Consider the following 26,354-nt stretch of genomic DNA (forward strand, 5'->3'; position numbering starts at 1 on the left):
AAGCAAAGCCTGTAATTCTTTTTTGTGTCAGTCCCGCCACATGCTCATACGCCTGCAGGCCTTAGGCGCATGGCCGGTATCCGCTATGTCGGGTTTAGAAATTGAGTTTAATGCACAGCTTTAAGTTAACTAAACCCGGTAGCAGCGAACACGAAGCCGATTTTTTCTATCGGGTGAGTAAAGCGGATAACGGGACTTTCGGAACCAATTGAAACAGAACCCTGATTTTCAAAGTGTAAAAATGAGGCTGGTGAGGCTAGATATGAGATTTGAGACCTAAAAGTTGGTTGACAAGCAATTATCCTTTAATGTGTAGAGGCTGTATCATAAATTGTATTCAATCGAATTGTCACGTTGAGCTCAGCCTATACTGAGCTTGACGAAGTGTCGAAACGCCTTGTAACACATTTAAAAAACGTCCTTCGACAAACTACCGTTGACAGACTTCAATAGAAAGGTCGTCATCTCGACTGTAGCGCAGCGAAATGGAGAGATCTATTTAGTTAGATTTCTCGACTGCGTTGCACTCCGCTCGAAATGACGGTAACTAAAGGGATTTTTACGCATAGATTAATATTGTCATTTATATTGATTTTTATAAAATAAATTATCCCTCAGGATGACAATTCTATATTTATGAGACAACTACTCCTGTTGTTCTTTTTTATTAATCAAAAAGTAAACAGGCACACCCAGCAAAACAATTATTAGTCCCGGCCAGGTATATTGTTGTTTATAAATTAAAAGCAAAATGCAAAATGCTGCACCGATTAATAAATAAATTATTGGCGTAACCGGATATAACCAGGTTTTGTAAGGTCTTTCTAAACCAGGTTGTTTTATTCTTAGATAAATCACACCAAAAACAGTAATCATATAAAAGAGCACAATAACAAAGGAGATCATATCTAAAAGATTACCATATTGCCCACTCAAACATAAGGCAGATGCCCAAATGCCCTGCATCCAAAGTGATCTTTCAGGAACGCCGTTTTTATTGTTCTTAAGTGCTGCCTTAAAAAACATGCCGTCTTTTGCCATGGTTTGAAACACCCTTGCCCCTGCCAATACGATTCCATTAACACAGCCGAAAGTAGAAATCATTACCAGCAAAGCAATTATGATTGTGCCAACCCCACTACCAAAAATTTGTTCTGAGGCTGCAACAGCAACCCGATCATTTAAGGCAAAAGCAATACTATCCCGGTTTAAGGTATTGAGATAGATAAAATTAACCAATAAATAAAGAATCATTACCGCTGAGGTGCCCAAAACCATAGAACGCACTACATTTTTTTTAGGGTTTTCGATTTCTCCTGAAACAAAAGTTACGTTTTCCCAGGCAACGCTCGAAAATACAGAACCTACCATTGCAGCTGCAATTCCGCCCATTATGGCCATTCCGGAGATAGATTCCCATCCCGATTTCAGAAAATTGCCGCTGGGATCTGTTTTAAGATTATTGAAAGCGCCCCAGCCAAAGCTCATGTTTCCTGTCCAAAAACTGTTTTTCACCAAAAGAAAGCCTAAAATAATCAAGCCAATTAAAGCGACAATTTTAGAACCTGTAAAAATATTTTGCAAAATTTTGCCGCCCTCAACACCTTTTGTATTGATATAAGTTAAAAGCAAAATTACTCCGATAGCCAAAATCTGAATCCAGGTAATTTTATAACCGCCGCTTTGGAAAATTGGAGCAGCATCATTTAATGCAGGGATGAGGTAAGCCGTAAATTTACCAAAAGCAACAGCAACAGCCGCTATAGTTCCGGTTTGGATTACAGTAAACAAGCCCCAACCATAAAGAAACCCCATCATTTTACCAAAAATCTCTTTCAGATAGGTGTATTGCCCACCCGCCTTTGGAAACATAGAAGAAAGTTCTCCATAAGAAATTGCAGCTGCAACGGTCATTACGCCGGTGATTATCCAGACTACAATTAGCCAATAACCAGAACCTAAGTTCCTCATGATATCGGCACTAACAATAAAGATACCGCTTCCGATCATTGAGCCCATTACCAACATTGTGGCATCAAAAAGGCTTAACTTTCTTCTGGAAGGTCCATCTTCTTTTTCAATTTTCATTTTTTAGTCTGGTTTAGTTTGTCGCTAATTTATTTAAAAAAAAGAAATTGTAGGATATTATTTTATGATGACAAAATTTTATTCGCAGGTGCTGTAAAATTTTAACCACAAAAATATTTTGTTATCTTGCTAGAGTGTTGCTAGCGAAGAGTTTGGAGCAGAGCGCTTAGCGAGAGGCGTTGGCGACTAGCGTCGATTAACCAGTTAAGCAGTTTGGGGTTTAGCATTGGGCGTTTGGAGACAATTAACCGATTTAAACAGTTAACCAGTTGACCCAATTACAAAATGACCAGGTATCAATAACCAATCAGCAATGACCATTGAACTAATGACTAATGAACCATTGAACTAAATAAACAACTAACCAAATATAAAAACCAATTATTAACTATGGAATTTTTACAAAACAATTTAATTTACTGTATCCCGGCGCTGGGCCTTGTTGGGATTATAGTTATGATGATTAAAAGCGCCTGGGTAAACAAGCAGGATGCGGGTGATCAAAACATGCAGGAACTTGCGGGCTACATAGCCGATGGCGCTATGGCCTTTTTAAAAGCTGAATGGAGGGTATTGAGCATTTTCGCTGTTTTTACCGCTGCACTCCTGGCCTATTCAGGAACCATTACTGAAATAAATGGTATTCCGATGCATTCGAGCTGGATTATCTCCATCTCTTTCCTAATTGGAGCAGTATTTTCTGCAACAGCAGGTTATATCGGTATGAAATCGGCCACTAAAGCCAATGTACGAACCACTCAGGCCGCCAGAACGAGTTTAAAACAAGCCTTAAAAGTATCATTTACCGGAGGTACGGTAATGGGTTTGGGTGTTGCCGGACTAGCCGTTTTAGGTTTAGGTGGTTTGTTTATTATATTTCTTAAGCATTTCAACGTTGTTTCGGTTAACAGTACTGAAATGAAAACTGCAATAGAAGTTTTAACCGGGTTTTCTTTGGGTGCCGAATCTATTGCCTTATTTGCCCGTGTTGGCGGTGGTATCTATACCAAAGCCGCTGATGTTGGTGCCGATTTGGTGGGAAAAGTTGAGGCCGGAATTCCTGAAGATGATGTGCGCAACCCTGCTACCATTGCCGATAACGTGGGCGATAACGTGGGTGATGTTGCCGGTATGGGTGCCGACTTATTCGGCTCGTATGTAGCCACTATTCTGGCTACAATGGTTTTAGGGCAGGAGATTGATGTAAAAGATAATTTTGGAGGAATGTCTCCTATCCTTCTACCCATGGTAATCTGTGGAATGGGCATTATATTTTCGATCATCGGAACCTGGTTTGTCACCATTAAAGATGAAAAATCAAATGTTCAAAATGCGTTGAACCTGGGTAACTGGTCGTCAATTGTGATTACAGCCGTAGCTTCATTCTTTATTGTGAAATGGATGCTGCCTGAAACGCTTAAACTTCGTGGATATGAATTCTCGAGCATCAATGTGTTTTATGCCATTATGGTGGGTTTGGTAGTGGGTACGATTATGAGTATCGTAACCGAATATTTCACCGCAATGGGCAAAGGACCTGTAAATTCAATTATCCAACAATCCTCAACCGGGCATGCCACCAATATTATTGCAGGTTTAGCAGTTGGGATGAAATCTACCGTGATCCCTATCCTGGTATTGGCAGGTGGAATTATGGCTTCCTATCATTTCGCCGGTTTGTATGGCGTGGCTATTGCCGCAGCGGGTATGATGGCAACCACAGCCATGCAGTTGGCAATAGATGCTTTCGGACCGATTGCGGATAATGCAGGTGGTATTGCCGAAATGAGCCAGCTCCCTCCTGAAGTGCGCGAGCGTACCGATAATTTAGATGCAGTAGGTAACACCACCGCAGCAACAGGAAAAGGTTTTGCTATTGCGTCAGCTGCGTTAACCTCTCTGGCTTTATTTGCTGCCTTTGTTGGTATTGCAGGCATTACCGCGATAGACATCTATAAAGCACCTGTTCTGGCAGGTTTATTTGTTGGCGGAATGATCCCTTTTATTTTCTCTGCTTTATGTATTCAGGCGGTTGGTAAAGCCGCGATGGATATGGTGCAGGAAGTGCGTCGCCAGTTTAGGGAAATCCCCGGTATTATGGAATACAAAGCAAAACCCGAATACGAAAAGTGTGTGGCCATTTCTACCAAGGCCTCTATCCGTGAAATGATGATGCCTGGTGCTATTGCTTTAATAACCCCCGTAATTGTGGGCTTTACCTTTGGACCAGAAGTTTTAGGCGGTTTATTGGCCGGTGTTACCGTAACTGGTGTATTGATGGGAATTTTCCAGAGCAATGCCGGCGGTGCATGGGATAATGCTAAAAAATCTTTCGAACAAGGTGTAATGATTAATGGTGAAATGCACTATAAAAAATCAGAACCACATAAAGCTTCTGTAACCGGAGATACTGTTGGTGATCCTTTTAAAGATACTTCAGGCCCTTCGATGAACATTTTGATCAAATTAATGTCTATCGTTTCACTAGTTATTGCTCCTTACATCGCAGTTAAGGCAATTGCAGGCGAACACCGTACAGAAGTTCGTAAAGAAATCAGAATTGAGCAAAAAACCGATGGTTTGGGCAACACAAAAACCGATACTTTAATCAATACAACCGATACTTTAGCGCATTAGTTGTAAAAACCTGGATAGAAAAAGCATAAAAGGGATTTTTAACTTAAATCCCTTTTACATTTTCGTAATTTTTATTTAGGTTTGGAGCTGAAATAATCTAAACAAAAACTAAAATATGGGTTTATTTACTAAGAAGCCAATGCATTTGCTGCTAGAAGAAGCAGGAGATTCAGCCAAAGGCTTAAAGCGTACACTTAGCGCCGGTGCATTAGTGGCATTGGGTGTGGGCGCAATTATTGGTGCTGGTCTATTTGTTAGAACAGCAGCTGCTGCTGCACAAAACGCCGGGCCATCTGTTACCATCGGCTTTATTATTGCTGCAATAGGTTGTGCATTAGCCGGTTTATGCTACGCAGAATTATCATCATCTATTCCGATTTCAGGTAGTGCTTACACTTACACTTATGCCACCATGGGCGAGCTTATGGCCTGGGTAATTGGCTGGGATTTGGTGTTGGAATATGCCGTTGGAGCTGCAACAGTAGGTATTGCCTGGAGCGAATACTTAAATAAATTACTGGTAGAGGTATTGCATACTTCGCCCATACCGTATGAGTGGTGCCACTCGCCTTTCCAATCGCACCCTGATGGAACCGTAAATGGTATAATTAATCTTCCTGCATTATTTATTGTAGCCTTATTGAGTTTACTTTTAATTAAAGGAACTTCAGAATCAGCTTTTGTAAACGGAATAATCGTAATCACAAAAGTAGGTATCGTTATCCTGATCATTATATTGGGTTGGGGCTTTATACACGAAGCAAACCACCATCCATATATTCCAGAAGCGACTACTTATGTTGATCATGCCGGTATCAGCCATAGTTTTGGTGGTTTCTGGGGAGTTATCGGTGCTGCAGGAACAGTATTTTTTGCATTTATCGGCTTTGATGCAGTAAGTACCGCAGCGCAGGAGACTAAAAACCCTAAAACCGCAATGCCAATCGGTATCTTAGGTTCATTAGCAGTATGTACTGTTTTATACATCTTATTTGCACACGTTTTAACAGGTATCGCTCCGGTTGAGTTCTTCAGAACCAAAGGTGGTGAGGCATCAGTTGTAGCTGCAATCAGCGAATATATGACAGGCTATAGCTGGTTAGCTAAATTGGTTACCGTAGCTATCTTAGCAGGTTTCTCTTCTGTAATCCTGGTAATGTTATTAGGCCAAAGCCGTGTATTCTATTCGATGAGTAAAGATGGTTTATTACCAAAAATGTTCAGCGAATTGCACCCTAAATTTAAAACACCTTATAAAGCAAATTTAGTGATCCTGGTAATTGTAGGCTTATTTGCTGCATTTATCCCAGGTGATGTAGTGGGCGATATGACCAGTATTGGTACTTTATTTGCCTTTATGTTGGTTTGTGTAGCGGTAATCATCTTAAGAAAAACCGACCCCGATCTTCCTCGTCAGTTTAGAACACCTTGGGTACCACTAATTCCAATTCTTGGTGTGGTTGCCTGTGGCTTAATGATTCTTGGTTTAGGCTGGACAAACTGGTTAAGATTATTTGGCTGGTTAGCTTTAGGCTTTATCATTTACTTCGGATACAGTAAAAAGAATTCACATTTGAAAGATGCTAAATAAGCTATATTTCTCAAAAAAATTAAAGCCCCGATTTAAAGTCGGGGCTTTTTTTATGTTAAATAATTGTTAAAAAACTACCTTTGCAGAAAATTGATAAGATGTACCGCAATTCTGCTAAAATTAAGAGCGTTTATTTCTCTTTAACTGTTGTTTTACTATTCATATCCACATTAGGCTATGCACAAAGAACAATTAACGATGTAATGGATTCTACAACGGTAAACCATTTGCTTATTATATCAAAAAAATATGGCTCATTATCGTTCAGTGGATATTTACAGCCACAATTTCAGCTTGCGCAATCAAATGGTACACAGGCAGAATACCAGGGAGGGAATTTTGGCGAATTTACCAACAACCGGTTCAGATTGAGAAGAGGTCGCTTAAGAGCCGACTATATGATGCTCACAGAAGATGGGAGTCCTTCTACCTATTTTGTACTCCAGTTTGACGGTACGGAACAAGGTGTGGCCATCCGCGATTTTTGGGGACGTTATTACGAAAACAAATGGAAGATACTGGCAGTAACACTTGGCCTTTCGGGCCGTCCGTTTGGAAATGAACTGCAGTTATCGTCTTCAGTCAGGGAAGCACCGGAGCGCGGACGGATGTCGCAAATTTTAATGAAAACAGAACGCGATCTTGGGGTTACTTTTACCTTAAACCCTCGGTGGAAAGATGCCAGACTTAAAAACTTTGTATTCGATTTTGGCATTTACAACGGCCAGGGCTTAGCCGGGCCTGGAGAATTTGACAACAGTAAAGATTTCATTTTCAGGTTAAGCCATAAAACTTATGCATTTAATAAATTTACCATTGCGGGCGGTATAAGCACGCTACAAGGCGGGCTAAATCACCGCTTGCCCGTAAGTTATAAGATGGACAGAATCAACGACCAATGGAGAATGATGAAGGATTCGTCGGCCAATACCATCAACAAGGTTGCCCCACGGAGATATTATGGTGCCGATATTCAGCTGGCCACAACAACCAAGAGCTGGAAATCTGAGCTGAGGGCAGAAGTAATATCAGGCTTACAAACAGGCACATCAACAACCTCAACCACACCGGGCTCTTATCCTGTTGATAGTAAATCGGTAGCACTACCCTATTATACCAGAACTTTTAATGGTGCATACCTTACGTTTGTACAAACTTTAAGCAGTACCGACAACCAGCTTATTTTAAAGTATGATCGATACGATCCGAATGCAAAAGTAAAAGGACTTGATATTTCCAGCGACCAGGGGCTATCTCCTGCCGATGTTCGTTTTGATACTTTTGGCTTTGGTTTTTTACACCACTTTAACCCACATTTTAAAGCAGTGCTTTATTATGATATCATTAAAAACGAATCGACCCAGATTCAGGGGTATACTGCTGATAGAAAAGATAATGTGCTTACGTTAAGAACACAGTTCTATTTCTAATAAATAATGGTACAATTGAGAAATTGATACAAATTGCGTTACCTTTGCTTAAAATTGCGCTGCTATGAAATTCGATTTTATGACGTTCAACTTAAGCCAGATCCTATCCACAACGATGGTGCTCTTCGCTATTATTGATATTTTGGGTGCCATTCCCGTTGTAATCGAATTACGTAGAAAAGCAGGACATATCGAATCGGAAAAAGCATCGCTGGTGGCAGCAGGTTTAATGATCATTTTTTTATTTGTTGGCGAATCGCTATTAAAAGTAATTGGATTAGATGTAGAATCTTTCGCTATTGCAGGCTCATTCGTTATCTTTTTTATCGCCATGGAAATGGTATTGGGGTTAACCATTTTTAAAGAAGAAGCACCCGAAACGGTGTCCATCGTTCCATTGGCTTTTCCTTTAATTGCCGGAGCCGGAACAATGACTACCCTACTTTCGTTAAAAACAGAATACCATACTCAAAATATACTGGTGGGCATTATACTCAACATGTTGTTTGTCTATTTCGTGCTGAAGAACACCAACAGACTGGAAAAACTTTTCGGAAAATCAGGCTTAAACATCTTACGTAAGGCTTTTGGGGTAATTTTATTGGCCATTGCGATTAAATTGTTCAGGAATAATACAGGGCTTTAGCAGGTCCGGCTAGATCGTTATTTCGACTGAAGCCTGCCAATTCTTCATTGGCAGCGAAATGGAGAAATCTTTAAATTCTAAGTTTAAAGATTTCTCCACTACGGTCGAAATGACGATCACTCTATTAAATGACAATCCTTCCAATCAATCTGTAACAATAATTCCATATATTCATCTAAATATTAAAGCTTACATCATGAACAGCTTTGAAGAATATACCTTAATTATTGGAGCCATTGCCGTTTTAGTAGAGGCGGTGAAATACGTCAAAAGGAATTTCAGATCCTGGTTTGAACATACGTAGTATATATTGAATCGATTTCTATTTTCTTAATAGATTCGTCATTTCCAACCCGATAGCTATCGGGTTGATTGGAAATCTTAAAGCATTAGGATTCCGGCCTGCGCCTATCGTGTGGACACCTCTTTTTTAATAATGGTTTGGTTGGGCATCATGCTAGCTGCCTTTAATAAACCACAGTCTTTACCGAAGGACGCCGTCAATCCCAAGTGGCGGGAGAATCAAAAAAACAGGTGCACAATAGCCCAAATAGCATTGCCAAACCTGAAACGCAGTGGTTTTGTGTTCATTAGCATTGAATTCAAAATTTAATATAAATTGAACACAAAACGAAGTGCCACTTTTTTTTGATGAGCGTGGGCGGTGAGAAGCCACATTGCTGGATTGACAAAGCGCTTTGGGTACTTTGGCGCTCCAAAGTACAATGCCCCGCGGCAAAGAGCGGAAAAAATCAACATTTATCCCCAAAACTATTGCTTCTTAAGGAATGAGGACCAGTTAATGGCAGTAAAGATGCTGAAATAAATTCAGCATGACGATCGCCTTAGGAATATGTGCTATAAAAAACAAATGCAGCCAATGTAGATGTGTCTGCATGATAGGCCTGCGCAGGAATGGTGGTCAGAGCTAAAACTATCGATCATGAAATCCCAAAATCTTCTAATCCTGGCCCCTCTTAATCAACCTTGCCACAAACATCGTATCAGCATTATTTTCGTAACCTTTTATCAGTTCCATCTTTTCCAATTCTAATGGAAGTGTATCGAGTATATGCTGCACAACAGCTTCATTCTCTTGTGCAAAAGCAGAACAGGTGATATAAATTAAAGGTTTACCTGGTTTTAAGTATTTTACCACGTTCTGTACAATGCCCTTTTGGATGGTTGCAAACTGATTGATTTTACGTTCTTCGAAAAAAGTAAGCATTTCTGGTGTTCTTCCCCAGGTTCCTGAACCTGTACAAGGCGCGTCTAAAATAATTCCGTCAAACTGATAATGGTGCAAAACCTGATCATTGTTCTGCAAAAGATCCAGTTCTTTTTTATGGTATTTTTTAATGCCAGCCAAGCGGAAACGTTCATCCAGGTTTAATAATATACTTTCTCTCAGATCAGAAACCAAAAGCTCGATCACAGGCTCCAAACTATGCAACAGCAGGGTTTTGCCGCCCGATGCGGCACAGCAATCCCACCATTTGTCCCATTTATCAGGCTTAAAATATAAGCCAGTGTGTTGTGAGGATAAATCCTGAACCTGATAACTTCCCTCATTTAAAAGGGTTTCAAGCTTGGTTCCATTGGGTAAAGCCAGGGCGGTATCAGTAATCGCTTTAACCACAATATTTTCACCTTCCAATTTAGAGCTAATTGCCGCAGCATCTTCAGCTTTCACCCGGATAAAAAGATCGGGCTGTTTAAAGAACGAGGTAAAAAATGCTTCTTTATCAATGTCGCCAGAAAGTGCTGTATGGAAAGGATAAACGTCTTCCGGATTAAAATCGGGATATTTAACTTTAATTAGCGTTAATTTTTCCTCAAGCGACAAAGTGATATTTTCCTTTAAATCTGGTAAATTCTTCTCCACCAGCAAGCTTAAAGTATCGTGACACAGAAAATCTGCAACACTCAAACGGACTTCCTGAGGAAGCGTTGGTAAAGCTTTTCCTAATCTAAAAAAGCTATAAATATGCCGGGTAGCCCATCTCCTGTCTGACGAACCCATTTGCTTATGCTGTTTAAAATAAGCGGGAAGAAAACGATGTAAAGGCAAACTTCCATCATAACTATTTAAAATCTGTTCAAAGGCTCTTAACTGATGATCTGCTCTCATGCAATAATTAAAATGGAAGAAAATGATAGATTACTCAACTGGGCTTAAAGCAAAGTTTTTAAACTTCAACAGCATTAAACTGGTGTTAATATAGCCTAATTTTTCGTCATGGATAAATGAAAAATTATTATGCAGCCCTCTGTACCTATCCTTTACAATATAATCTCTATAATCTTCGCCGTAAGTTACCAGTAGTTTGCCAAAATAATAGCCAACATCGAATCCTTTAAAAGCATATTCTCCTGGCTCAAAACCATATCTATAACGGTATTTCTTGATAAAGGTTACTACGGAACTATTTTTATAGTCTATTTTATAGGACGAGCTGATGATCGCATTCAGATCCTGCAGTTTATCGGTAGGGTAATTCTGTTTAACCCAGTTCGGGTGCCCAAAAAGCGAGATGTTATATCCACCTGCCGCAAGATGTTTTAATTTATACAGTTTTTCGATAGTAGGGAGTACAAAAGCACGGTCGGATGAGGTAATCACCACGGCATATTGTTTGCCTTTGATCATCCTTGTTTCAAAGGTATAAACCGAAGCATACTCCTGCACCATAAATTTGGTATTGGTTTGAAGATAGTTCCTTATTGGTGCTGCAAATTGCTCGTCTTCCGTTTTTTTAGGATTAATCAATACCACTATCGTATTAGCGGGATTGTAATTTTTAGCCAGATAGGTTGCAATCTTTTTACCATGTAAGCCAATATTATTTACAATCGACACCAGATTTGGATTGTTAAATTCAGCAGGTTCGGAGGCGGCCAATGGAGATACAATGATTGCATTATTTTCTTTGGCGTAATTGGAGATAAACTTTAATCCTTCAGGAAAAACAGGACCAATGATTAAATTGCTTTGTTTAAAACGCTCATTTCTGTACAAAAGGGATATATGTGCATTGTCATCCTCTGTATCGAAAACATTTAGTTTAAAATTTAAACCCAGGGCCGCGGCAGAATCCAACCCCAGTTTAAAGCCCTGATAAAAATCGATAGGCATCGCGTATTTCTCGATATCGGCTTTTGTGGCTGTTTTTAATTTCAGCTCGTTTAATTTAAAGGGAACAAGCAGGGAAACACTTGCCTGTGAAAACTTTTTGACAGGCTTTTTATCTGCAGGTTTCTCTTTTTCATCCGGTTTACTCTTTTCGGGCTTGGGTGTCCTGATTTTAGGCGAACATGCACCCAAAACTATCGTAAACAAAACCAGCAATCCATAAACCTTCTTGAAATTCATACCTATCGTTTTTAACAAAATATGCTAGCAAAGTTTATTCCACCTTGCTAGCATCACATTTATTTTATGCAGTTTGGACTCCAAACTGAAAACTCACAACTGAATTATTCCCACTCTATCGTTGCAGGTGGTTTAGAACTGATATCATATACCACTCTATTAATCCCTTTAACTTTATTGATAATTTCGTTAGAAATTTTAGCCAGTACCGGGTAAGGTAAATGGCACCAATCTGCGGTCATACCATCAAGCGATTCAACCGCTCTCAATGCAATTACATTTTCGTAGGTGCGTTCATCGCCCATCACCCCTACCGATCTTACGGGTAAAAAGATGGCTCCGGCCTGCCATACCTGATCGTATAAACCTGCTTCTTTTAAATTATCGATATAAATTTTATCGGCATCTTGCAAAATGGCTACTTTTTCAGGAGTAACCTCTCCAATAATGCGGATACCTAAGCCTGGTCCTGGAAATGGGTGACGACCTAAAATAAACGATTCTAAGCCTAAAGCAGTACCTACTCTTCTTACTTCATCTTTAAATAAGGTTTTAAGAGGCTCAACTACTTTTAGTTTCATAAAATCCGGCAAACCGCCTACATTATGGTGCGATTTAATGGTTGCTGATGGCCCTTTAACCGAAACTGACTCAATAATGTCCGGGTAAATTGTACCTTGTGCCAACCACTTCACATCCTGAATCAGATGAGATTCTTCGTCGAAAACTTCGATAAACACACGACCAATGATTTTACGTTTTGTTTCCGGATCTTCTACTCCAGCCAACTGTCCCAGGAACTTATCCTTTGCATCAACCCCTTTAATGTTTAGTCCGAAATCTTTATACTGCTCTAAAACACTTTCATATTCGTTTTTACGCAATAAACCATTATCAACAAATATACAGTGTAGGTTTGTACCAATGGCTTTATGTAAAAGTACCGCAGCAACACTGCTGTCAACACCACCTGAAAGCGCCAGAACAACTTTATCATTACCTACAGTAGCTTTAATATCGGCAATTGTGGTTTCAACAAATGCAGCAGAAGTCCAGTCCTGGCTACATCCGCAAATATCAACCAGGAAGTTCTCTAAAAGGATTTTCCCATCAATACTATGCGTTACTTCAGGGTGAAACTGGATGGCATAAGTATCAGAATCCTTAATGTGATAAGCCGCTACCTTTACACTGTCTGTACTGGCAATCAGTTCAAAATTTTCAGGAATATCGGTAATGGTATCGCCATGGCTCATCCAAACTTGTGAACCGATGTTGATGCCTTTGAATAGTTTATTCTCCTGGTTTACAAAATTCAGGTTAGCACGGCCATACTCGCGTGTTGAAGATGGCTGAACTGCACCACCAGAATGTTGGGCAATATATTGTGCACCATAACAAACTGCCAATAAAGGATATTTTAAATGGTATTTTGATAAATCAATTTGAGGTGCATCTTCCTGGCGAACAGAGTATGGGCTACCTGAAAAGATAACACCTTTTACGTCCTCGGTAATCTCAGGAAGATTGTTGTATGGATATATTTCACAGTAAATATTTAGTTCGCGAACCCTACGAGCGATGAGTTGTGTAAATTGCGAACCAAAATCGACGATAATGATTTTTTCTTGCATCCGCAAAGGTACCAATTAGATATGAGATTTGAGAGGGGAGATTTGAGATTTTTGAAGGAAAAAGTCCGGAGTCGGTAGTCCGGAGTCTGAAGTCAATTAAGCGATTTAAACAATTAACCGGTTAACCTGTATACAACTTGCAGGTACTAATGAACTAATAATAAATGAACCATTGAAACAATAATCACCAAACAACCTTTAAACCTACAGATTGGTATTTATTGATATTTTCATCTTTACTAATTAAGATTATATTTTTTTGAATAGCTTGCCATATTAACATCCTATCAAAAGGGTCTCTGTGCCAGTCTGCGTTTAATTTATAGTGACTTGCTGCTGATTCTGGCAAAATTGGTATCAACTCAAATCCCAAAGCCTTTGCCTGACCAATCAATTCGTTAGGTTCTAAACCAATAAGATTGAGTTTACCCAAAGCATATTTAAGCGATATTTCCCAAAGACTAATCGCACTTACAAAAATCGTATTCTCGCTATTTTCAATAACAGAAAGTGCTTTTTCTGAAAGTCTCTTTGTATCAATTATTGTCCACAAAAACACATGTGTATCTAATAAATAAATCATAATCCCAAAAGCTCTTCATCTGTCATTGCAAAATCATCATTAAAAATCACTTGAGCTTTACCTTCCAACGGGCCTAATTTCCTTTTATTTTTGCTTTTGCCAGATTCTGGCAGAAAATAGCCAATAACCTCTTTTTTTCTCCCATAAGTTACTGCAATGCCAATACCCGCCTTAACATCTTCAAGTACTTCAGAAAAGTGAGCTTTAAATTCTCCAACCGACATTGTTTTCATAGTTAAATATTTTGTAATCAAATATAAACAAAACTTGTCAAGTTGTCAAGATGAAACTGCACTATGTTTTAGATATAAGCTTTATAAGTCAATGTACGACCTGCCGTCACAAATGAACCAATGACAAATGAACCAGTGAACCTCTAAGATTCGATCAAAATTACCTCTACCCCAAACTTCCTCAAAAAGTCAACACCTTCATCGCTTGGCAAACCTTTGTAAGCCGCATAAGATTTAGAATAATATACCAGTTTAATACCAGATGATAAAATTAGCCGGGCGCAGGCAATACAAGGCGATAAAGTAGTGTATAAAGTACATCCTTCTATTTTCGATCCATTTTTTGAGGCATAAAGTATCGCATTTTCTTCTGCATGCAGGGCTAAAGAGCAGCTCCCCTTACTATCGCGTGCGCAACCATGCTCTGGCCATTCCTCATCACAATTGTGCGTACCGGCTGGTGGCCCGTTATAGCCAATAGAAATAATGCGGGTATCTTTTGTTAACACTGCACCAACATGCGCACGTACACAATGCGAACGGGCTGCCAAATCGGTGGCAAGGTTCATAAATATCGAATCGAAACTTGGTTTATCTGCCATATAGAAATTAAAAAAGCCACAAAGAAATTAATCTCTGTGGCTGCAAAATTACTTTATTAAAAATTAATGTCCGCCAGAAATTTTCTGGTCGAAGTTAATCCCTTGTGCTCTTAATATCGATGCCACTTTCCAGGCATAAAATGCCAGGTAAGCAAAACAGATGATCCCTACGATGTAACTGTGTTGAATACCTGTAAACTCTGATACTGCACCCTGTGCCCAGCTAATGATACCACCGCCCATAATCATCATAATCAGGAAGCTACTTCCCTGACTGGTGTGTTTACCTAAACCGCTTACTGCCAAGGTAAAAATACAAGGCCATAAAGTGCTACAGAATAAACCTACACTGGTAATGGCATAAACACTTACCATGCCTTTAGTAAACATTCCGATTAACAACGCAGTAATACCTATTGCCGAAAAGATGAGTAACATACGTGCCGGATTACCCTTACTTGCCATATCTGCAGCAATTAATACTAAGATAATTAAGCCGTATATATAAAAAGGAGCCAGGTCATGTTTCGCAATAGCATTTACGGCTAAAAAGATACCAAATGCCAAATAAGGTGCAATAAACCTTAACACTTTTTGCGTGCTTACGTTATCGGTAAATGCTTCAACAGCACCTGTCCAACGTCCAATCATCATACTTGCCCAATATAAAGAGATATAAGGAGCAATATCTTTAATGGCAAAACCAAGATCTTTTTCCATGTAAGCAGGCAAATTACTTGCGGTTGATACCTCAACACCTACGTAAACAAAAATAGCAATCATGCCCAAAACCAATTGTGGATATTGCAAAGCTGATCCCTTAATCGATTTAGTATCATCTGCTGACGCTTCAACCAAAGCAGGTCTATCAGGCAACGATGACATTTTTAAGAAAATTGCCACTGCAATAAAAGCTACTCCCAATATTAAATAAGGAATTTTAACACTTTCTACACTGATGTTCGTATTTGCATTTGCAGCAGAACCAAAAATGGCGAAACTTACAATCAGTGGTCCAATGGTTGTACCAAAGTTATTAATACCACCGGCAAGTGTTAAGCGTTGCGAGCCTGTTTTAATTGGTCCTAATGCAATAGCTAACGGATTCGCAACAGTTTGCTGTAAGGAGAAACCTAATGCTACAATAAATAAACCAGAAAGCATTAAAGGAAATGAATGCAGATTTGCTGCAGGATAAAATAATAAGGTTCCAAGTGCAGAAATAACCAAACCTAGTGCCAGCGAATTTTTGTAGCCCAATTTGTTTACTATATCTTGCCCCATGATAACAGAAATACCATTATATATTAAGGCGCCCACTGTATAGGCAATGTAAAATGCCAATGAAACCAATTGGCTTTCGGCCTGCGATAAATCAAAAGCCTTTTTAAATACCGGGATGAGAATGTCATTACTGGCGGCAACAAAGCCCCAAAAGAAGAATACAGTGACCAGTGGAATAAATTGCGCCCACTTGGTTTGCGTTTGTTCTGAATTCATATTATAAATCTAGTTTTAATGGGGCTAAACATAAATAAAAAAAACTAATAACCAGTATTTTTTATGCAACCTATGCAACAAAAATAAATGTTAAATGTTTAGGTATAAAGTTGCATATTCGCATATTCTAAACAACACAATGCATGTTTGAAGCCATATTACTAGGTATAGGAGCAGGGATTATTTCGTCGTTTTTAACAGGGCCGGTTTTTTTTGCAATGATTAAAACGAGCATAGAAAGGGGCTTCAAAGCTGGTTTCTCTTTAGCCGTTGGTGTAATTATTAGCGATGTGGTCTTAATTGGCCTGGTTCTTTTTGGTAGCCAGTTTGTCGATTATAAAGCCGAATTTGACAAATACGTTGGCAGTATCGGCGGTATATTTTTACTTGCAGTTGGCATTTATTACCTGGTTTCTAAGATCACCGTACATTACGATAGCACCACACTACAAAAAGTGAGTAAAAGAGGTTATGTGCTTAAAGGTTTTTTAATGTGCATCCTCACGCCTTCCACCCTCATGTTCTGGATTATTGTGAGCGGCATTATCTCCGTTAAGCTCAACAACATGCTGAATGAGAAATTAGTCTGCTTTTTTATTGCCATGGCCACACAACTCAGTATTGATGGCGCAAAGAGTTTCTATTCCAGTAAACTCCGTTATAAAATCAAAGAAGACGCATTAAAAAAATTAAATAAAATTGCAGGTGTGGTCATTATCTTCTTTGCCGTTTGGCTGATCGTTAAAACTTATCTGAAGTTTTACGCATAATATATTACATACTCAGCTTAGATGCGCTTAAATGCCTTAGGTGGTCAAACATTTTTAGAAAAGCAGGTTCAGTACCACTATTATTGTTAGTCCTGCCAATGCTGCAAGTCCTCGGCAAATGAAGAATTTGCCTCCGGGCTTTCCGCGAATGTCAGGTTTAGGTAGGAAAATGCAGTAGTAAAAATCTAAATAGTCGCGAAGTATCGTCATCTCGACCGTAGCGGAGAGATCTTTTAATATAGTCTAAAGATCTCTCCACTACGCTCTGCTCCGGTTGAGATGACGATTTCCTCCCGCCGTGGTTCGTGTCCTCACGAACCGCTAAAATCATCAACCTTCGCCCTCCAACATCAGCGATTGTGCCTTATGGTTAAAAGTTTTGAAAAGCAGTTGTATTGCTACTATTAAGCATCACTCCTGCCGCCGTGGTTCGTGTCCTCACAAACTACTAAAATCATCAACCTTCGCCCTCCAACATCAGCGATTGTGCCTTACGGTTAAAAGTTTTGAAAAGCAGTTGTATTGCTACTATTAAGCGTCAGTCCTGCCAATGCTGCAAGTCCTCAGCAAATGAAGAATTTGCCTCCGGGCTTTCCGCGAATGTCAGGTTTAGGTAGGAAAATGCAGTGGTAAAAACCTAAATAGTCGCGAAGTATCGTCGTCTCGACCGTAGTGGAGAGATCTTTTAATATAGTCTAAAGATCTCTCCGCTACGCGTTGCTTCGGTAGAGATGACGATTTCCTCCCGCGCCGTGGTTCGTGCCCTCACGAACCGCTAAAATAATGCAATAATAATGAGCGCAAAAAAATAGCCCATATTACTATGAGCTATTTGTTATTCTTGTTCCCTTTATGGGATTTAGGGGCTAATAAGCCCTTTGATTATTTCCTTCTTTCCAGTTCACAAAAGCTTTATTAACCACTTTATTACCACCTGGTGTAGGGTAATTTCCTGAGAAATACCAGTCACCTTTGTTTTTCGGACAAGCTTCATGCAGGTTCTCTAAACTTTGGTAAATCACTTCAACCTCAGCAACAGTACCTTTTGGGGTAATAATCTGTGCAATTTTAGCTGAAATTTCTTCAGGAGTAAAGGGTTTATAAATTTCCTTAACGTGGTTTACAATTTCCTCTTTAGGTAAAAATAACGAAGCTTTACATTTAGTGTAAACATCTTCGATCACCTGCCACATCCCACGCTCGGTAAGCAACTGGATTGCCGCATCGAAAGCCACGAACTGTCCCATTCTGCTCATATCGATACCATAACAATCAGGGTAACGGATCTGAGGTGCAGAAGAAACAATAATGATTTTTTTAGGGTGTAAACGGTCCACAATTTTAATGATACTCTGCTTTAAGGTAGTACCACGAACGATAGAATCATCCAACGCAACTAAAGTATCCTGGTGGTTATTGATAATACCATAAGTAGTATCGTAAACGTGCGCCACCATTTCACTCCGGTCAGCATCCTGGGTAATGAATGTTCTTAGCTTTACATCCTTAACCGCAAGTTTTTCTACACGTGGTGCTAAAGACAACAGGTCTTCAAGCTGCTGATCTGTAAGTGTTTCCTTTTTATGTAACAGGATATCTTTCTGGTGCCTGCGTACGTATTGCTGAACACCATCAACCATTCCGAAAAACGCCACTTCTGCCGTATTTGGAATAAATGAGAATACTGTATTTTTTAAATCGTAATTAACCGCCTGAAGAATTTTATCACTCAATAAACGGCCAAGCTGTTTCCGCTCACGGTAAATTTCAACATCACTTCCTTTTGAGAAATAGATACGCTCAAACGAGCAAGATAACCTTTCAGTAGGCTCACGGAATTGCTCCATGCTTACCTCGCCGTTTTTCTTGATGATTAAAGCATGACCCGGATCGATCTCTTTAACATCTTTAAACTGGATATTGAATGCGGTTTGTAAAGCTGGTCTTTCCGAAGCCGCTACCACAATCTCATCGTCATAATAGTAATAAGCCGGACGGATGCCTGCAGGGTCGCGCATAATGAATGAATCGCCGTTACCCACCATACCACAGATCGAATAACCTCCATCCCAGGTTTTGGCCGAGCGGCGAAGAATATTCGCGATATCTAAATTATCAGATATTTTGTGTGTGATTGCAACGTTATCATGCCCTTCTTTTTTATACTGATCGAAAAGCTCCTGGTTTTCATCATCTAAAAAGTGACCGATTTTTTCCAATACCGTTACGGTATCTGCTTTTTCTTTTGGATGCTGACCTAACTCGTACAATTGCTCCAATAACTCATCAACATTCGTCATGTTGAAGTTACCTGCAATTACCAGGTTACGTGTCATCCAGTTGTTTTGCCTTAAAAAAGGGTGGCAATTTTCGATGCTGTTTTTACCATGCGTACCATAACGCAAATGGCCCATTAACACCTCGCCGATAAAGCTTACGTTGTTTTTGAGCCATTCTGTATCCTGCATTAATTCAGGCGTGTTTTCCTGGATATCGACAAATTTGTTCTGTACATATTCGAAGATATCTGCTACCGCATTAGATGCCATGCTCCGGTATCGGCTAATGTACCTACTGCCCGGTTTCATATCCAGTTTAATGGTGGCAATACCTGCGCCATCCTGGCCCCGGTTATGCTGTTTTTCCATTAAAAGGTATAATTTGTTAAGGCCGTAAAGTGCTGTACCGTACTTTTGCTGGTAGTAAGAAAGTGGTTTTAACAGGCGAATAAAAGCGATTCCGCATTCGTGTTTTATCTGATCACTCATTGTGTGGGTTTGAAGCCGCAAAGTTATCCTTTTAAACCATTACAACCTAAACAAAAATGTTTTCTTTTGTCACAACGGGGTTAATTTGGAATCATACAACTTAACTGTTATTTAGAAGTATTAAAATAATTTAAAACGATAAGTTATTAAAAGGGTTAAAATTAAGTATAGCAGAAAAAGATGCAGTTGTTGCCTTTTCAGAAGCATTATCTTCTCCTACAGTACTGACCAGGGTAGCGCAATTGCTACAGTAATTAGCCTGGAGTGTTGAGTTAGAAGTTTGGAGGAAATTAAACGACATTCAGACAAGACAAACAAAAAATTGTTTACCCTTTCTTTACCTGTTGTTTACCCTTTCTGTACACCAAGTTAACCCCAGGGTTACCCTTTGGTTACCTATTCTTTACCTTTTGGTTACCTAAAAGGTAAAGCCAGGGTCTGATTAAGGGCTTTCCTTAGTGAGTCAGGGCCGATGCTGCCCGCCAGCAAGTACGAAGCACACCTGTTCAAGCATAGTCTTAAAATACATTCTTTTCTGGTTCCAAAGCGAATAGGCTTGCCCAAAGAACATTCTCAATCCGTTAATATTTCATCTTAGTGAACAGTGCTAACCAGACATCTGTTGAGAGTTAACAATTTGCATTTGACAGTTAACCGATGCCAGCTGGCGATTGGCCGTCAACAATCAAACAATCTGGCAATTCAACAATCCATATCCATCACATCTTATTTGATTTCAGCGCTTCTCCAAAAAAAATAGAGGCGTGTTCATCAAAAGCCGCAGGATCACCGCTGGTATAGAAATGTCTTTCGTTCCCTTTAGCTAATTTTTCTTCGATCTCAGGATGTCGTTTCAAATAATCAACTAAACTGCTGGCTACAATCTCACCTTGCGTTAAAACGCTTATATGACCCGGAAATACTTTTTTCAGTTTAGGCATTAATAAAGGATAGTGTGTACAAGCCAATAATACACAATCAATAGCTGCCGATTGGCTCAATAACTGATCGCAATATTCATTGATAAAAAAATCTGCTCCCGGCTCTAAGTGTTCGTTGTTTTCGATCAGCGGAACCCACATTGGACAGCTTTGCTGGTAAACCTTAATCTCAGGAAAAAATTTATTGATCTCCAAAAGATAAGATTGAGAATTAACCGTTCCCCTGGTTCCCATTACCCCAACTTGTTTCGTGATCGTATATCCATCAATAACCTCTGCCGTAGGCCTGATTACGCCCAATACCCTTCTATCCGGATACCTAGCAGGAAGATCGATCTGCTGGATTGTTCTGAGCGCTTTTGCTGATGCCGTATTACAGGCCAGGATCACCAAATGGCATCCTTTAGCAAAAAGCCATTCTACGCATTCTAAGGTATATTTATAAATGGTCTCGAAAGAATGATCGCCGTAAGGCGAGCGGGCATTATCGCCTAAATAGATATAATTATAATCGGGCAATTTATCGGCAATAGAACGGAATACCGTTAAACCACCATAACCTGAATCGAAAATACCTATTGGCGAAGCCTGCATTGTGTTGGAAGTTATTGCTAAATATTGAAAAGTTATATCTTTAAAACGGTCGTCATCCTGAACTTGTTTCAGGATCTGCTGCGCTGAAGTCAGCCATCAAAGATGCTGAAATAAATCCGATAGTTATCGGATCAGCATGAGGAAAATCCTAAAAACAAAAAAAGCGGAACTAAGTTAAACTTAATTCCGCCTTATATCTTGAAATGGTAGGGAGACTCTCGACTCCGAACTCACCACTCGTGACTATTTTTTAGGTGCCGCTGGTTTTGCTGCAGTTGCAGTGATTCCTAATTTAGTTTTTACTGAAGCAGTAATATCATCACCACCTTCCCAGAAAACTAAATTGTTACCACCTTGTCCGTTTGCGATATCGAAAACGTAAGCTAAACCTTTTTCTTTAGCTACAGCAGAAATTGCAGTTGCAACTTTAGCCTGGATAGGTTGGAATAATTCACCTTGTTTGGTGCCTATATCTTGTGAAGCTTTAGTACGCGCATCAGTAATGCGTTTTTCTAAATCCTGTAATTCCTGACCTGCAGCTTGTAATTCTTTACCTACTGATTCTTTGTTAGCTTCACTTAAAGTTTTTTGTTTAGCTTCTGCAGCAGACATTTTGCTTTGATATTCTTTGATCATTGCATCGATATCGGCTTGTTTTTGTTTACCTAAGGTTTCTAAAGTAGTTTGAGCTGCTTTAGCTTCAGGCAAATTTGCAAAAACCTCCTCTGAATTAATGTGACCCAATTTTTGTTGTGCACTTGCCATATTCGCTGTAAACAATAACCCTGCTGCTACAAAGAATACGTTAATTAACTTTCTCATCGTTTTATTTTACTTTTTATTTTTTTCTAATTGTTTTCCTTCAAAAAATCAGGGGCGAATATACTAATTATTTACAGTCCCTGGTTTATAACCTAATTTTACAATTACATCATTACTAACGTCGTAACTGCTACTTGCATAAATCATCATTGTTGCTTCACTGCTCTTGTCAAAAATGAAGTCTAAATATTTGGATTTTGCAATCTGTTTAATAGCCTCGGCTACTTTATCCTGAATAGGCTTAATTAATTTCACCCTGCTTTGAAAAAGATCTCCATCGGGTCCAAACTTAGAACGTTGAAATTCTTTGGCCTGTTTTTCTTTTTCTATGATTTCGTTTTCACGTCTTTTGCGCATATCATCAGTTAACAAAACCTGGTCTGCCTGATAAGCCTTGTACATCCTGTCAATTTCAGAAAAATTCTGATCAACCTGTTGTTGCCATTGTTTAGATGCTACATCTAACTGACTGAGTGCCGATTTATATTCTGGTAAATGTTTCAAAATATACTCCGTGTCTACATAAGCAAACTTCTGTGCAAAAGCACCAAAAGAAGTGCAAAGCAGGAATGCGATAAAAAGATACTTCTTCATTTGTGTGTGTGTTAATGATATAATAATAACCTAAGCTTTCTTTAAACTCCTATTGCAATGATTTATTGCATAATTAGTTAAATTTTTACTCTTTATCAATTAAAATCCACCTAATTGTTGTGCGATACTGAAAGTGAAGTTTTGCTTACCACCATCAGCTACTCCCGGGATCCTGTCGAATGCATGTCCGTAATCAATACCCAATAAACCAAATATAGGTAAGAAGATACGTGCACCTACACCAACTGATCTTCTCACATTAAAAGGATTAAAATCACCAAACCTGTTCCAGGTATTACCGGCTTCTGCAAAGGCTAAAACAAAGGCTGTAGCTTGCTGACTTGCTATAACCGGATAACGCGCCTCTAGTACATATTTCGTATAAATAGGGCTACCAGATTGTTGCGCAATTCTTGGATCAGAACCATTTGGAATAACGGTATTGTTTGCATAACCACGCATGGCGATCAGTTCAGATCCCTGTAAGAAATCGAATCCCTGCATACCATCACCACCCAATTTGAAACGCTCAAATGCGGATTGACCTACTGCCTGGCTATATTGCCCTAAGAAACCGAATTGTGCCTGCGCCTTAACAACCAGGTTACCTGCAACACGTTGGTACCATTGCGAATCGAATTTCCATTTATGGTATTCGGTAAAACGGTATTTTTCTTTATCAGATGCCGTTGCATAGTTCACTTTATTAAACAGTGAATATGGTGGCGTTGCCTGAACAGTGAAACGGATAAATGATCCCGATTTAGGGAAGATTGGCGAATCTCTTGAATCGCGGCTGATTTCTTGTGATAAACTTAAGTTATAAGATGTACCTGAGCTAAATAAATAACCTGTATAGTTATTTAAGATATACTGTTGTAAACTCACTGCGTGGGTTAACTGGAAGTAGTTATCCGGCCAGTTTAATCTTCTACCTAAACTAACAGTTACCCCGTTTAAACGGATTTTTTGAAATAGCGGATCACTGCTGCTGATGCCGTTAGATTGTAATGAGGTAAATGCACTCACGCCAAAGCTTACCGGTTTCTCGCCACCAAACCAAGGTTGTGAGAATGAGAAGCTATACGATTGGTAATATTTACCGTTGGTTTGTCCACGTAAGCTTAATTTCTGTCCATCACCTTTTGGCAATGGTTTATAAGCTTTTAAATTAAATAAGTTACGTAATGAAAAGTTATTGAAAGTTAAACCTAATGTACCAATAATACGGCCACCACCAAAACCACCTGATAATTCTATTTGATCTGAAGGTTTCTCTTCTACTGCATATTCAATATCTACAGTACCATCTGCCGGGTTAGGGCGAGGTGTAGGTACCGTTTTAGACTCGTCGAAGTTACCTAACTGACCAATTTCGCGAATGGTACGGATTAAATCACTTTTGTTAAATTTCTGTCCCGGTTTGGTACGGATCTCACGTAAAACAACCTTATCATTTGTAATGGTGTTCCCTTTTATAGTAATGCGGTTGTTGGTATATTGCGGTCCTTCGTACATGCGTAATTCCACATCAACAGTATCGCCATAAATTTTGGTCTGTACCGGATCGATATTAAAAGTTAAATATCCATTGTCGGTATACATACTGTTAATGTCGCCACCGTTTTCGCCACCGCCATTTAATTTTTTATTTAATTTTTCTTCGCTAAAAACATCACCTTTTTCAATGGTTAATACTTTTTTCAAAATACTATCCGGATAAATGGCATTACCTGCCCAGGTAATATTACCAAAATAATACTTTTTACCTTCGTAAAGGTCCATTCTGATATTAACTTTTTTCTTATTATACTGGTAAATGGTATCTTTTAATAATTCCGCATCACGATAACCTTTCTCGTGCATTTTAGCAATCATTTTAACTTTGTTCTCTTCGTATTTTTCTTTTGCGAATTTTCCAGAGCCCCAAAAACGCCACCACGCAAACTGTTTAGGGTTTTTAAGGTATTTTCTCAGTTTTGCTGATTTGAAATCTTTATTTCCCGTAAAATCGATATGTTGTACTTTAACGCGATGACCTTTATCAATATATGCTTCTAATACCACACTATTTTCTGCATTCGGATCTTTACGCGTTTTGTAATCGATCTTGGTAAAGAAGAAGCCTTTATCTAATAAATATTTTTTAACAATGGCCGATGTGGTATTGTATAAGTTATCGTTTACGATTTTACCCGTTTTATCATTTAACTTTTCCTGGATAGCAGTTTTTTCAGATTTACGAATACCTTTTAAATCTATAGAACTTAAGCGTGGGCGTTCCACTACTTCAATTTCAAAATAAACAGAATCCTGAACAAATTTTGTGATGTTAAGTTTAACATCATCAAACAAACCCTGCGCCCATAACGTTTTAATTGCATCAGAAGTTGCTTCTCCGGGAAGAACGATTTTATCGCCTTTAGTTAATTTAGACAAGGTAATTAATACTTCTTTATCTAAATATTGGGTTCCGGTTACCGTTGTGCCTCCAATAATGTATTCTTTTGGACTAAAATAATCGAGATCTAAGCCACCAACCTTTAAAGAAGGGGTTACCGGAGCCTGACCTTGTGGACGTACTTGAGCGAAGGCCGGAGCGGCTAAAACTAGTAGAATTAAAACTTGAAATATTCTTTTCATTAAAATTAGTTGTTCAGTAATGACCAAAAGGTAACGGTATTTTATAAAGCAGAATTTCTTTACGCTGTTCCCTTATTATGGTTTCATTTATCGTATAAAAGTGGTGCTAAGTTAGCTTAAACGCTTGTTAAAAAGTGTTAAAAGAAAAATTAGTTTAATTGCTCGCTAATTTTACCAAAACGGCGTTCGCGTTTTTGATAGTCTACAATGGCCTCGAAAAGATCTTCACTTCTGAAATCCGGCCATAAAACATCAGTAAAATAAAACTCGGTATAAGCCATTTGCCAAAGCAGGTAATTGCTGATACGGTGTTCGCCACTGGTCCTGATCATGAGTTCAGGATCGGGCATGTTTACAGTTGTTAGTTTCGATGAAAACAGTTCTTCATTAACATCATCCAAAGAAATGGCATTGTCTTTTACAGCTGATGCAATTTTTTTAGCGGCCTCTAAAATCTCCCATTTCGCACTATAACTTAGTGCCAGTGTTAAGGTACATTTTTCGTTATGGGCTGTTTTTTCCATGGCTTCCTTTAAATCATCTATACACTCCTGTGGTAAAGATTCAATATTGCCAATGGCATTCAGCTTAATATTGTTTTTATTAAGTGTTTCGGTTTCTTTATTGATGGTAGAAATCAGAATCTGCATCAAAGCATCTACTTCTTCTTTAGGCCTGTTCCAGTTTTCAGTAGAAAAAGCATATAAAGTAAGGTATTCAATACCCACCTCAACACAACCTTCTACAATATCTTTTACAGAAAGTACACCTTGTTCATGTCCGAAAACCCGGATTTTGCCCTGGCCTTTTGCCCATCTTCCGTTACCATCCATGATTACGGCAATGTGCTTTGGCAGGCGGCTATAGTCTATTTGTTCTTTAAATCCCATTAATTATGTCAAAAT

At 39.0% G+C, this 26,354-nt stretch carries 20 protein-coding genes; 6 read left to right on the forward strand and 14 right to left on the reverse strand.

Going from position 1 to position 26,354, the window contains the following annotated elements; all coding sequences use genetic code 11:
- Window positions 1-645: 645 nt before the first annotated feature.
- Window positions 646-2,088: an APC family permease gene (locus BCL90_RS08035; RefSeq protein WP_121283528.1), complete on the reverse strand. Its 1,443-nt coding sequence runs from the start codon at window positions 2,086-2,088 to the stop codon at window positions 646-648.
- A gap of 390 nt (window positions 2,089-2,478) precedes the next feature.
- On the opposite strand from BCL90_RS08035, the gene BCL90_RS08040 reads away from it, so the two are divergent.
- From BCL90_RS08040 to BCL90_RS25400, 5 genes are all read left to right on the forward strand, one after another.
- Window positions 2,479-4,725 carry a sodium-translocating pyrophosphatase gene (locus BCL90_RS08040; RefSeq protein WP_121283529.1) on the forward strand — a complete coding sequence of 749 codons (2,247 nt, stop codon included), beginning with the start codon at window positions 2,479-2,481 and terminating at the stop codon, window positions 4,723-4,725.
- 115 nt (window positions 4,726-4,840) lie between these two features.
- Complete coding sequence (locus BCL90_RS08045) at window positions 4,841-6,316, forward strand: amino acid permease (RefSeq protein WP_121283530.1); 1,476 nt, start codon at window positions 4,841-4,843, stop codon at window positions 6,314-6,316.
- Between the two features lie 80 nt (window positions 6,317-6,396).
- Window positions 6,397-7,746, forward strand: coding sequence for a porin (locus BCL90_RS08050; RefSeq protein WP_244095012.1), 1,350 nt, complete (start codon window positions 6,397-6,399; stop codon window positions 7,744-7,746).
- A 79-nt stretch (window positions 7,747-7,825) separates the two neighbouring features.
- On the forward strand, window positions 7,826-8,392 hold the full coding sequence (locus BCL90_RS08055) for a MarC family protein (RefSeq protein WP_121284556.1): 567 nt from the start codon (window positions 7,826-7,828) through the stop codon (window positions 8,390-8,392).
- A 58-nt stretch (window positions 8,393-8,450) separates the two neighbouring features.
- A complete protein-coding gene (locus BCL90_RS25400; protein WP_134380486.1) occupies window positions 8,451-8,696 on the forward strand; it encodes a hypothetical protein in 246 nt (81 codons plus the stop codon).
- Between the two features lie 657 nt (window positions 8,697-9,353).
- Here BCL90_RS25400 and BCL90_RS08060 read toward each other — a convergent pair.
- The 7 genes from BCL90_RS08060 to BCL90_RS08090 form a co-directional block, all read right to left on the reverse strand.
- Window positions 9,354-10,523: an RsmB/NOP family class I SAM-dependent RNA methyltransferase gene (locus BCL90_RS08060; RefSeq protein ID WP_121283532.1), complete on the reverse strand. Its 1,170-nt coding sequence runs from the start codon at window positions 10,521-10,523 to the stop codon at window positions 9,354-9,356.
- A 30-nt stretch (window positions 10,524-10,553) separates the two neighbouring features.
- The gene (locus BCL90_RS08065; protein WP_121283533.1) at window positions 10,554-11,765 is read right to left on the reverse strand and encodes a type 1 periplasmic-binding domain-containing protein; all 1,212 of its coding nucleotides are present in this window, start codon (window positions 11,763-11,765) and stop codon (window positions 10,554-10,556) included.
- Between the two features lie 104 nt (window positions 11,766-11,869).
- Complete coding sequence (gene guaA / locus BCL90_RS08070; protein ID WP_121283534.1) at window positions 11,870-13,399, reverse strand: glutamine-hydrolyzing GMP synthase; 1,530 nt, start codon at window positions 13,397-13,399, stop codon at window positions 11,870-11,872.
- Between the two features lie 184 nt (window positions 13,400-13,583).
- Complete coding sequence (locus BCL90_RS08075) at window positions 13,584-13,982, reverse strand: type II toxin-antitoxin system VapC family toxin (RefSeq protein WP_121283535.1); 399 nt, start codon at window positions 13,980-13,982, stop codon at window positions 13,584-13,586.
- A complete protein-coding gene (locus tag BCL90_RS08080) occupies window positions 13,979-14,215 on the reverse strand; it encodes a type II toxin-antitoxin system Phd/YefM family antitoxin (protein WP_166792126.1) in 237 nt (78 codons plus the stop codon). Before BCL90_RS08080 ends, BCL90_RS08075 begins: the two co-directional genes overlap by 4 nt.
- A gap of 143 nt (window positions 14,216-14,358) precedes the next feature.
- Complete coding sequence (locus BCL90_RS08085; RefSeq protein WP_121283536.1) at window positions 14,359-14,817, reverse strand: deoxycytidylate deaminase; 459 nt, start codon at window positions 14,815-14,817, stop codon at window positions 14,359-14,361.
- A 63-nt stretch (window positions 14,818-14,880) separates the two neighbouring features.
- Complete coding sequence (locus BCL90_RS08090; RefSeq protein ID WP_121283537.1) at window positions 14,881-16,317, reverse strand: MFS transporter; 1,437 nt, start codon at window positions 16,315-16,317, stop codon at window positions 14,881-14,883.
- Between the two features lie 143 nt (window positions 16,318-16,460).
- On the opposite strand from BCL90_RS08090, the gene BCL90_RS08095 reads away from it, so the two are divergent.
- A complete protein-coding gene (locus tag BCL90_RS08095; protein ID WP_121283538.1) occupies window positions 16,461-17,087 on the forward strand; it encodes a LysE family translocator in 627 nt (208 codons plus the stop codon).
- An 866-nt stretch (window positions 17,088-17,953) separates the two neighbouring features.
- Here BCL90_RS08095 and BCL90_RS08100 read toward each other — a convergent pair.
- The 6 genes from BCL90_RS08100 to BCL90_RS08130 all read right to left on the reverse strand — a co-directional run bounded on the left by BCL90_RS08100 (window position 17,954) and on the right by BCL90_RS08130 (window position 26,339).
- A complete protein-coding gene (locus BCL90_RS08100; protein WP_121283539.1) occupies window positions 17,954-19,855 on the reverse strand; it encodes an amidophosphoribosyltransferase in 1,902 nt (633 codons plus the stop codon).
- A gap of 719 nt (window positions 19,856-20,574) precedes the next feature.
- Window positions 20,575-21,390, reverse strand: a complete 816-nt coding sequence (murI, locus tag BCL90_RS08110) for a glutamate racemase (RefSeq protein WP_121283540.1) — start codon at window positions 21,388-21,390, stop codon at window positions 20,575-20,577.
- Between the two features lie 243 nt (window positions 21,391-21,633).
- Entirely contained in the window at window positions 21,634-22,212 is a 579-nt protein-coding gene (locus BCL90_RS08115) for an OmpH family outer membrane protein (protein WP_121283541.1), read from the reverse strand.
- Window positions 22,213-22,275: 63 nt separating this feature from the next.
- Window positions 22,276-22,806 carry an OmpH family outer membrane protein gene (locus BCL90_RS08120; protein WP_121283542.1) on the reverse strand — a complete coding sequence of 177 codons (531 nt, stop codon included), beginning with the start codon at window positions 22,804-22,806 and terminating at the stop codon, window positions 22,276-22,278.
- Window positions 22,807-22,905: 99 nt separating this feature from the next.
- Window positions 22,906-25,449, reverse strand: coding sequence for an outer membrane protein assembly factor BamA (gene bamA / locus BCL90_RS08125; protein ID WP_121283543.1), 2,544 nt, complete (start codon window positions 25,447-25,449; stop codon window positions 22,906-22,908).
- 149 nt (window positions 25,450-25,598) lie between these two features.
- Window positions 25,599-26,339 (reverse strand): isoprenyl transferase, encoded by a 741-nt coding sequence (locus BCL90_RS08130; RefSeq protein ID WP_121283544.1) that lies wholly within the window; start codon window positions 26,337-26,339, stop codon window positions 25,599-25,601.
- Window positions 26,340-26,354: the final 15 nt, after the last annotated feature.

Source organism: Pedobacter alluvionis, from assembly GCF_003664035.1.
Lineage (GTDB): Bacteria > Bacteroidota > Bacteroidia > Sphingobacteriales > Sphingobacteriaceae > Pedobacter > Pedobacter alluvionis.

Bases quoted from the DNA above. Each gene is read 5' to 3' on its own strand.
- BCL90_RS08130 (WP_121283544.1), bottom strand. From the start codon at position 26,339: ATGGGATTTAAAGAACAAATAGACTATAGCCGCCTGCCAAAGCACATT.
- BCL90_RS25400 (WP_134380486.1), top strand. From the start codon at position 8,451: ATGGAGAAATCTTTAAATTCTAAGTTTAAAGATTTCTCCACTACGGTC.
- BCL90_RS08090 (WP_121283537.1), bottom strand. From the start codon at position 16,317: ATGAATTCAGAACAAACGCAAACCAAGTGGGCGCAATTTATTCCACTG.
- BCL90_RS08055 (WP_121284556.1), top strand. From the start codon at position 7,826: ATGACGTTCAACTTAAGCCAGATCCTATCCACAACGATGGTGCTCTTC.
- BCL90_RS08100 (WP_121283539.1), bottom strand. From the start codon at position 19,855: ATGAGTGATCAGATAAAACACGAATGCGGAATCGCTTTTATTCGCCTG.
- BCL90_RS08060 (WP_121283532.1), bottom strand. From the start codon at position 10,523: ATGAGAGCAGATCATCAGTTAAGAGCCTTTGAACAGATTTTAAATAGT.
- BCL90_RS08095 (WP_121283538.1), top strand. From the start codon at position 16,461: ATGTTTGAAGCCATATTACTAGGTATAGGAGCAGGGATTATTTCGTCG.
- BCL90_RS08035 (WP_121283528.1), bottom strand. From the start codon at position 2,088: ATGAAAATTGAAAAAGAAGATGGACCTTCCAGAAGAAAGTTAAGCCTT.
- bamA (WP_121283543.1), bottom strand. From the start codon at position 25,449: ATGAAAAGAATATTTCAAGTTTTAATTCTACTAGTTTTAGCCGCTCCG.
- guaA (WP_121283534.1), bottom strand. From the start codon at position 13,399: ATGCAAGAAAAAATCATTATCGTCGATTTTGGTTCGCAATTTACACAA.
- BCL90_RS08065 (WP_121283533.1), bottom strand. From the start codon at position 11,765: ATGAATTTCAAGAAGGTTTATGGATTGCTGGTTTTGTTTACGATAGTT.
- BCL90_RS08080 (WP_166792126.1), bottom strand. From the start codon at position 14,215: ATGAAAACAATGTCGGTTGGAGAATTTAAAGCTCACTTTTCTGAAGTA.
- BCL90_RS08075 (WP_121283535.1), bottom strand. From the start codon at position 13,982: ATGATTTATTTATTAGATACACATGTGTTTTTGTGGACAATAATTGAT.
- BCL90_RS08085 (WP_121283536.1), bottom strand. From the start codon at position 14,817: ATGGCAGATAAACCAAGTTTCGATTCGATATTTATGAACCTTGCCACC.
- BCL90_RS08040 (WP_121283529.1), top strand. From the start codon at position 2,479: ATGGAATTTTTACAAAACAATTTAATTTACTGTATCCCGGCGCTGGGC.
- BCL90_RS08045 (WP_121283530.1), top strand. From the start codon at position 4,841: ATGGGTTTATTTACTAAGAAGCCAATGCATTTGCTGCTAGAAGAAGCA.
- murI (WP_121283540.1), bottom strand. From the start codon at position 21,390: ATGCAGGCTTCGCCAATAGGTATTTTCGATTCAGGTTATGGTGGTTTA.
- BCL90_RS08115 (WP_121283541.1), bottom strand. From the start codon at position 22,212: ATGAGAAAGTTAATTAACGTATTCTTTGTAGCAGCAGGGTTATTGTTT.
- BCL90_RS08120 (WP_121283542.1), bottom strand. From the start codon at position 22,806: ATGAAGAAGTATCTTTTTATCGCATTCCTGCTTTGCACTTCTTTTGGT.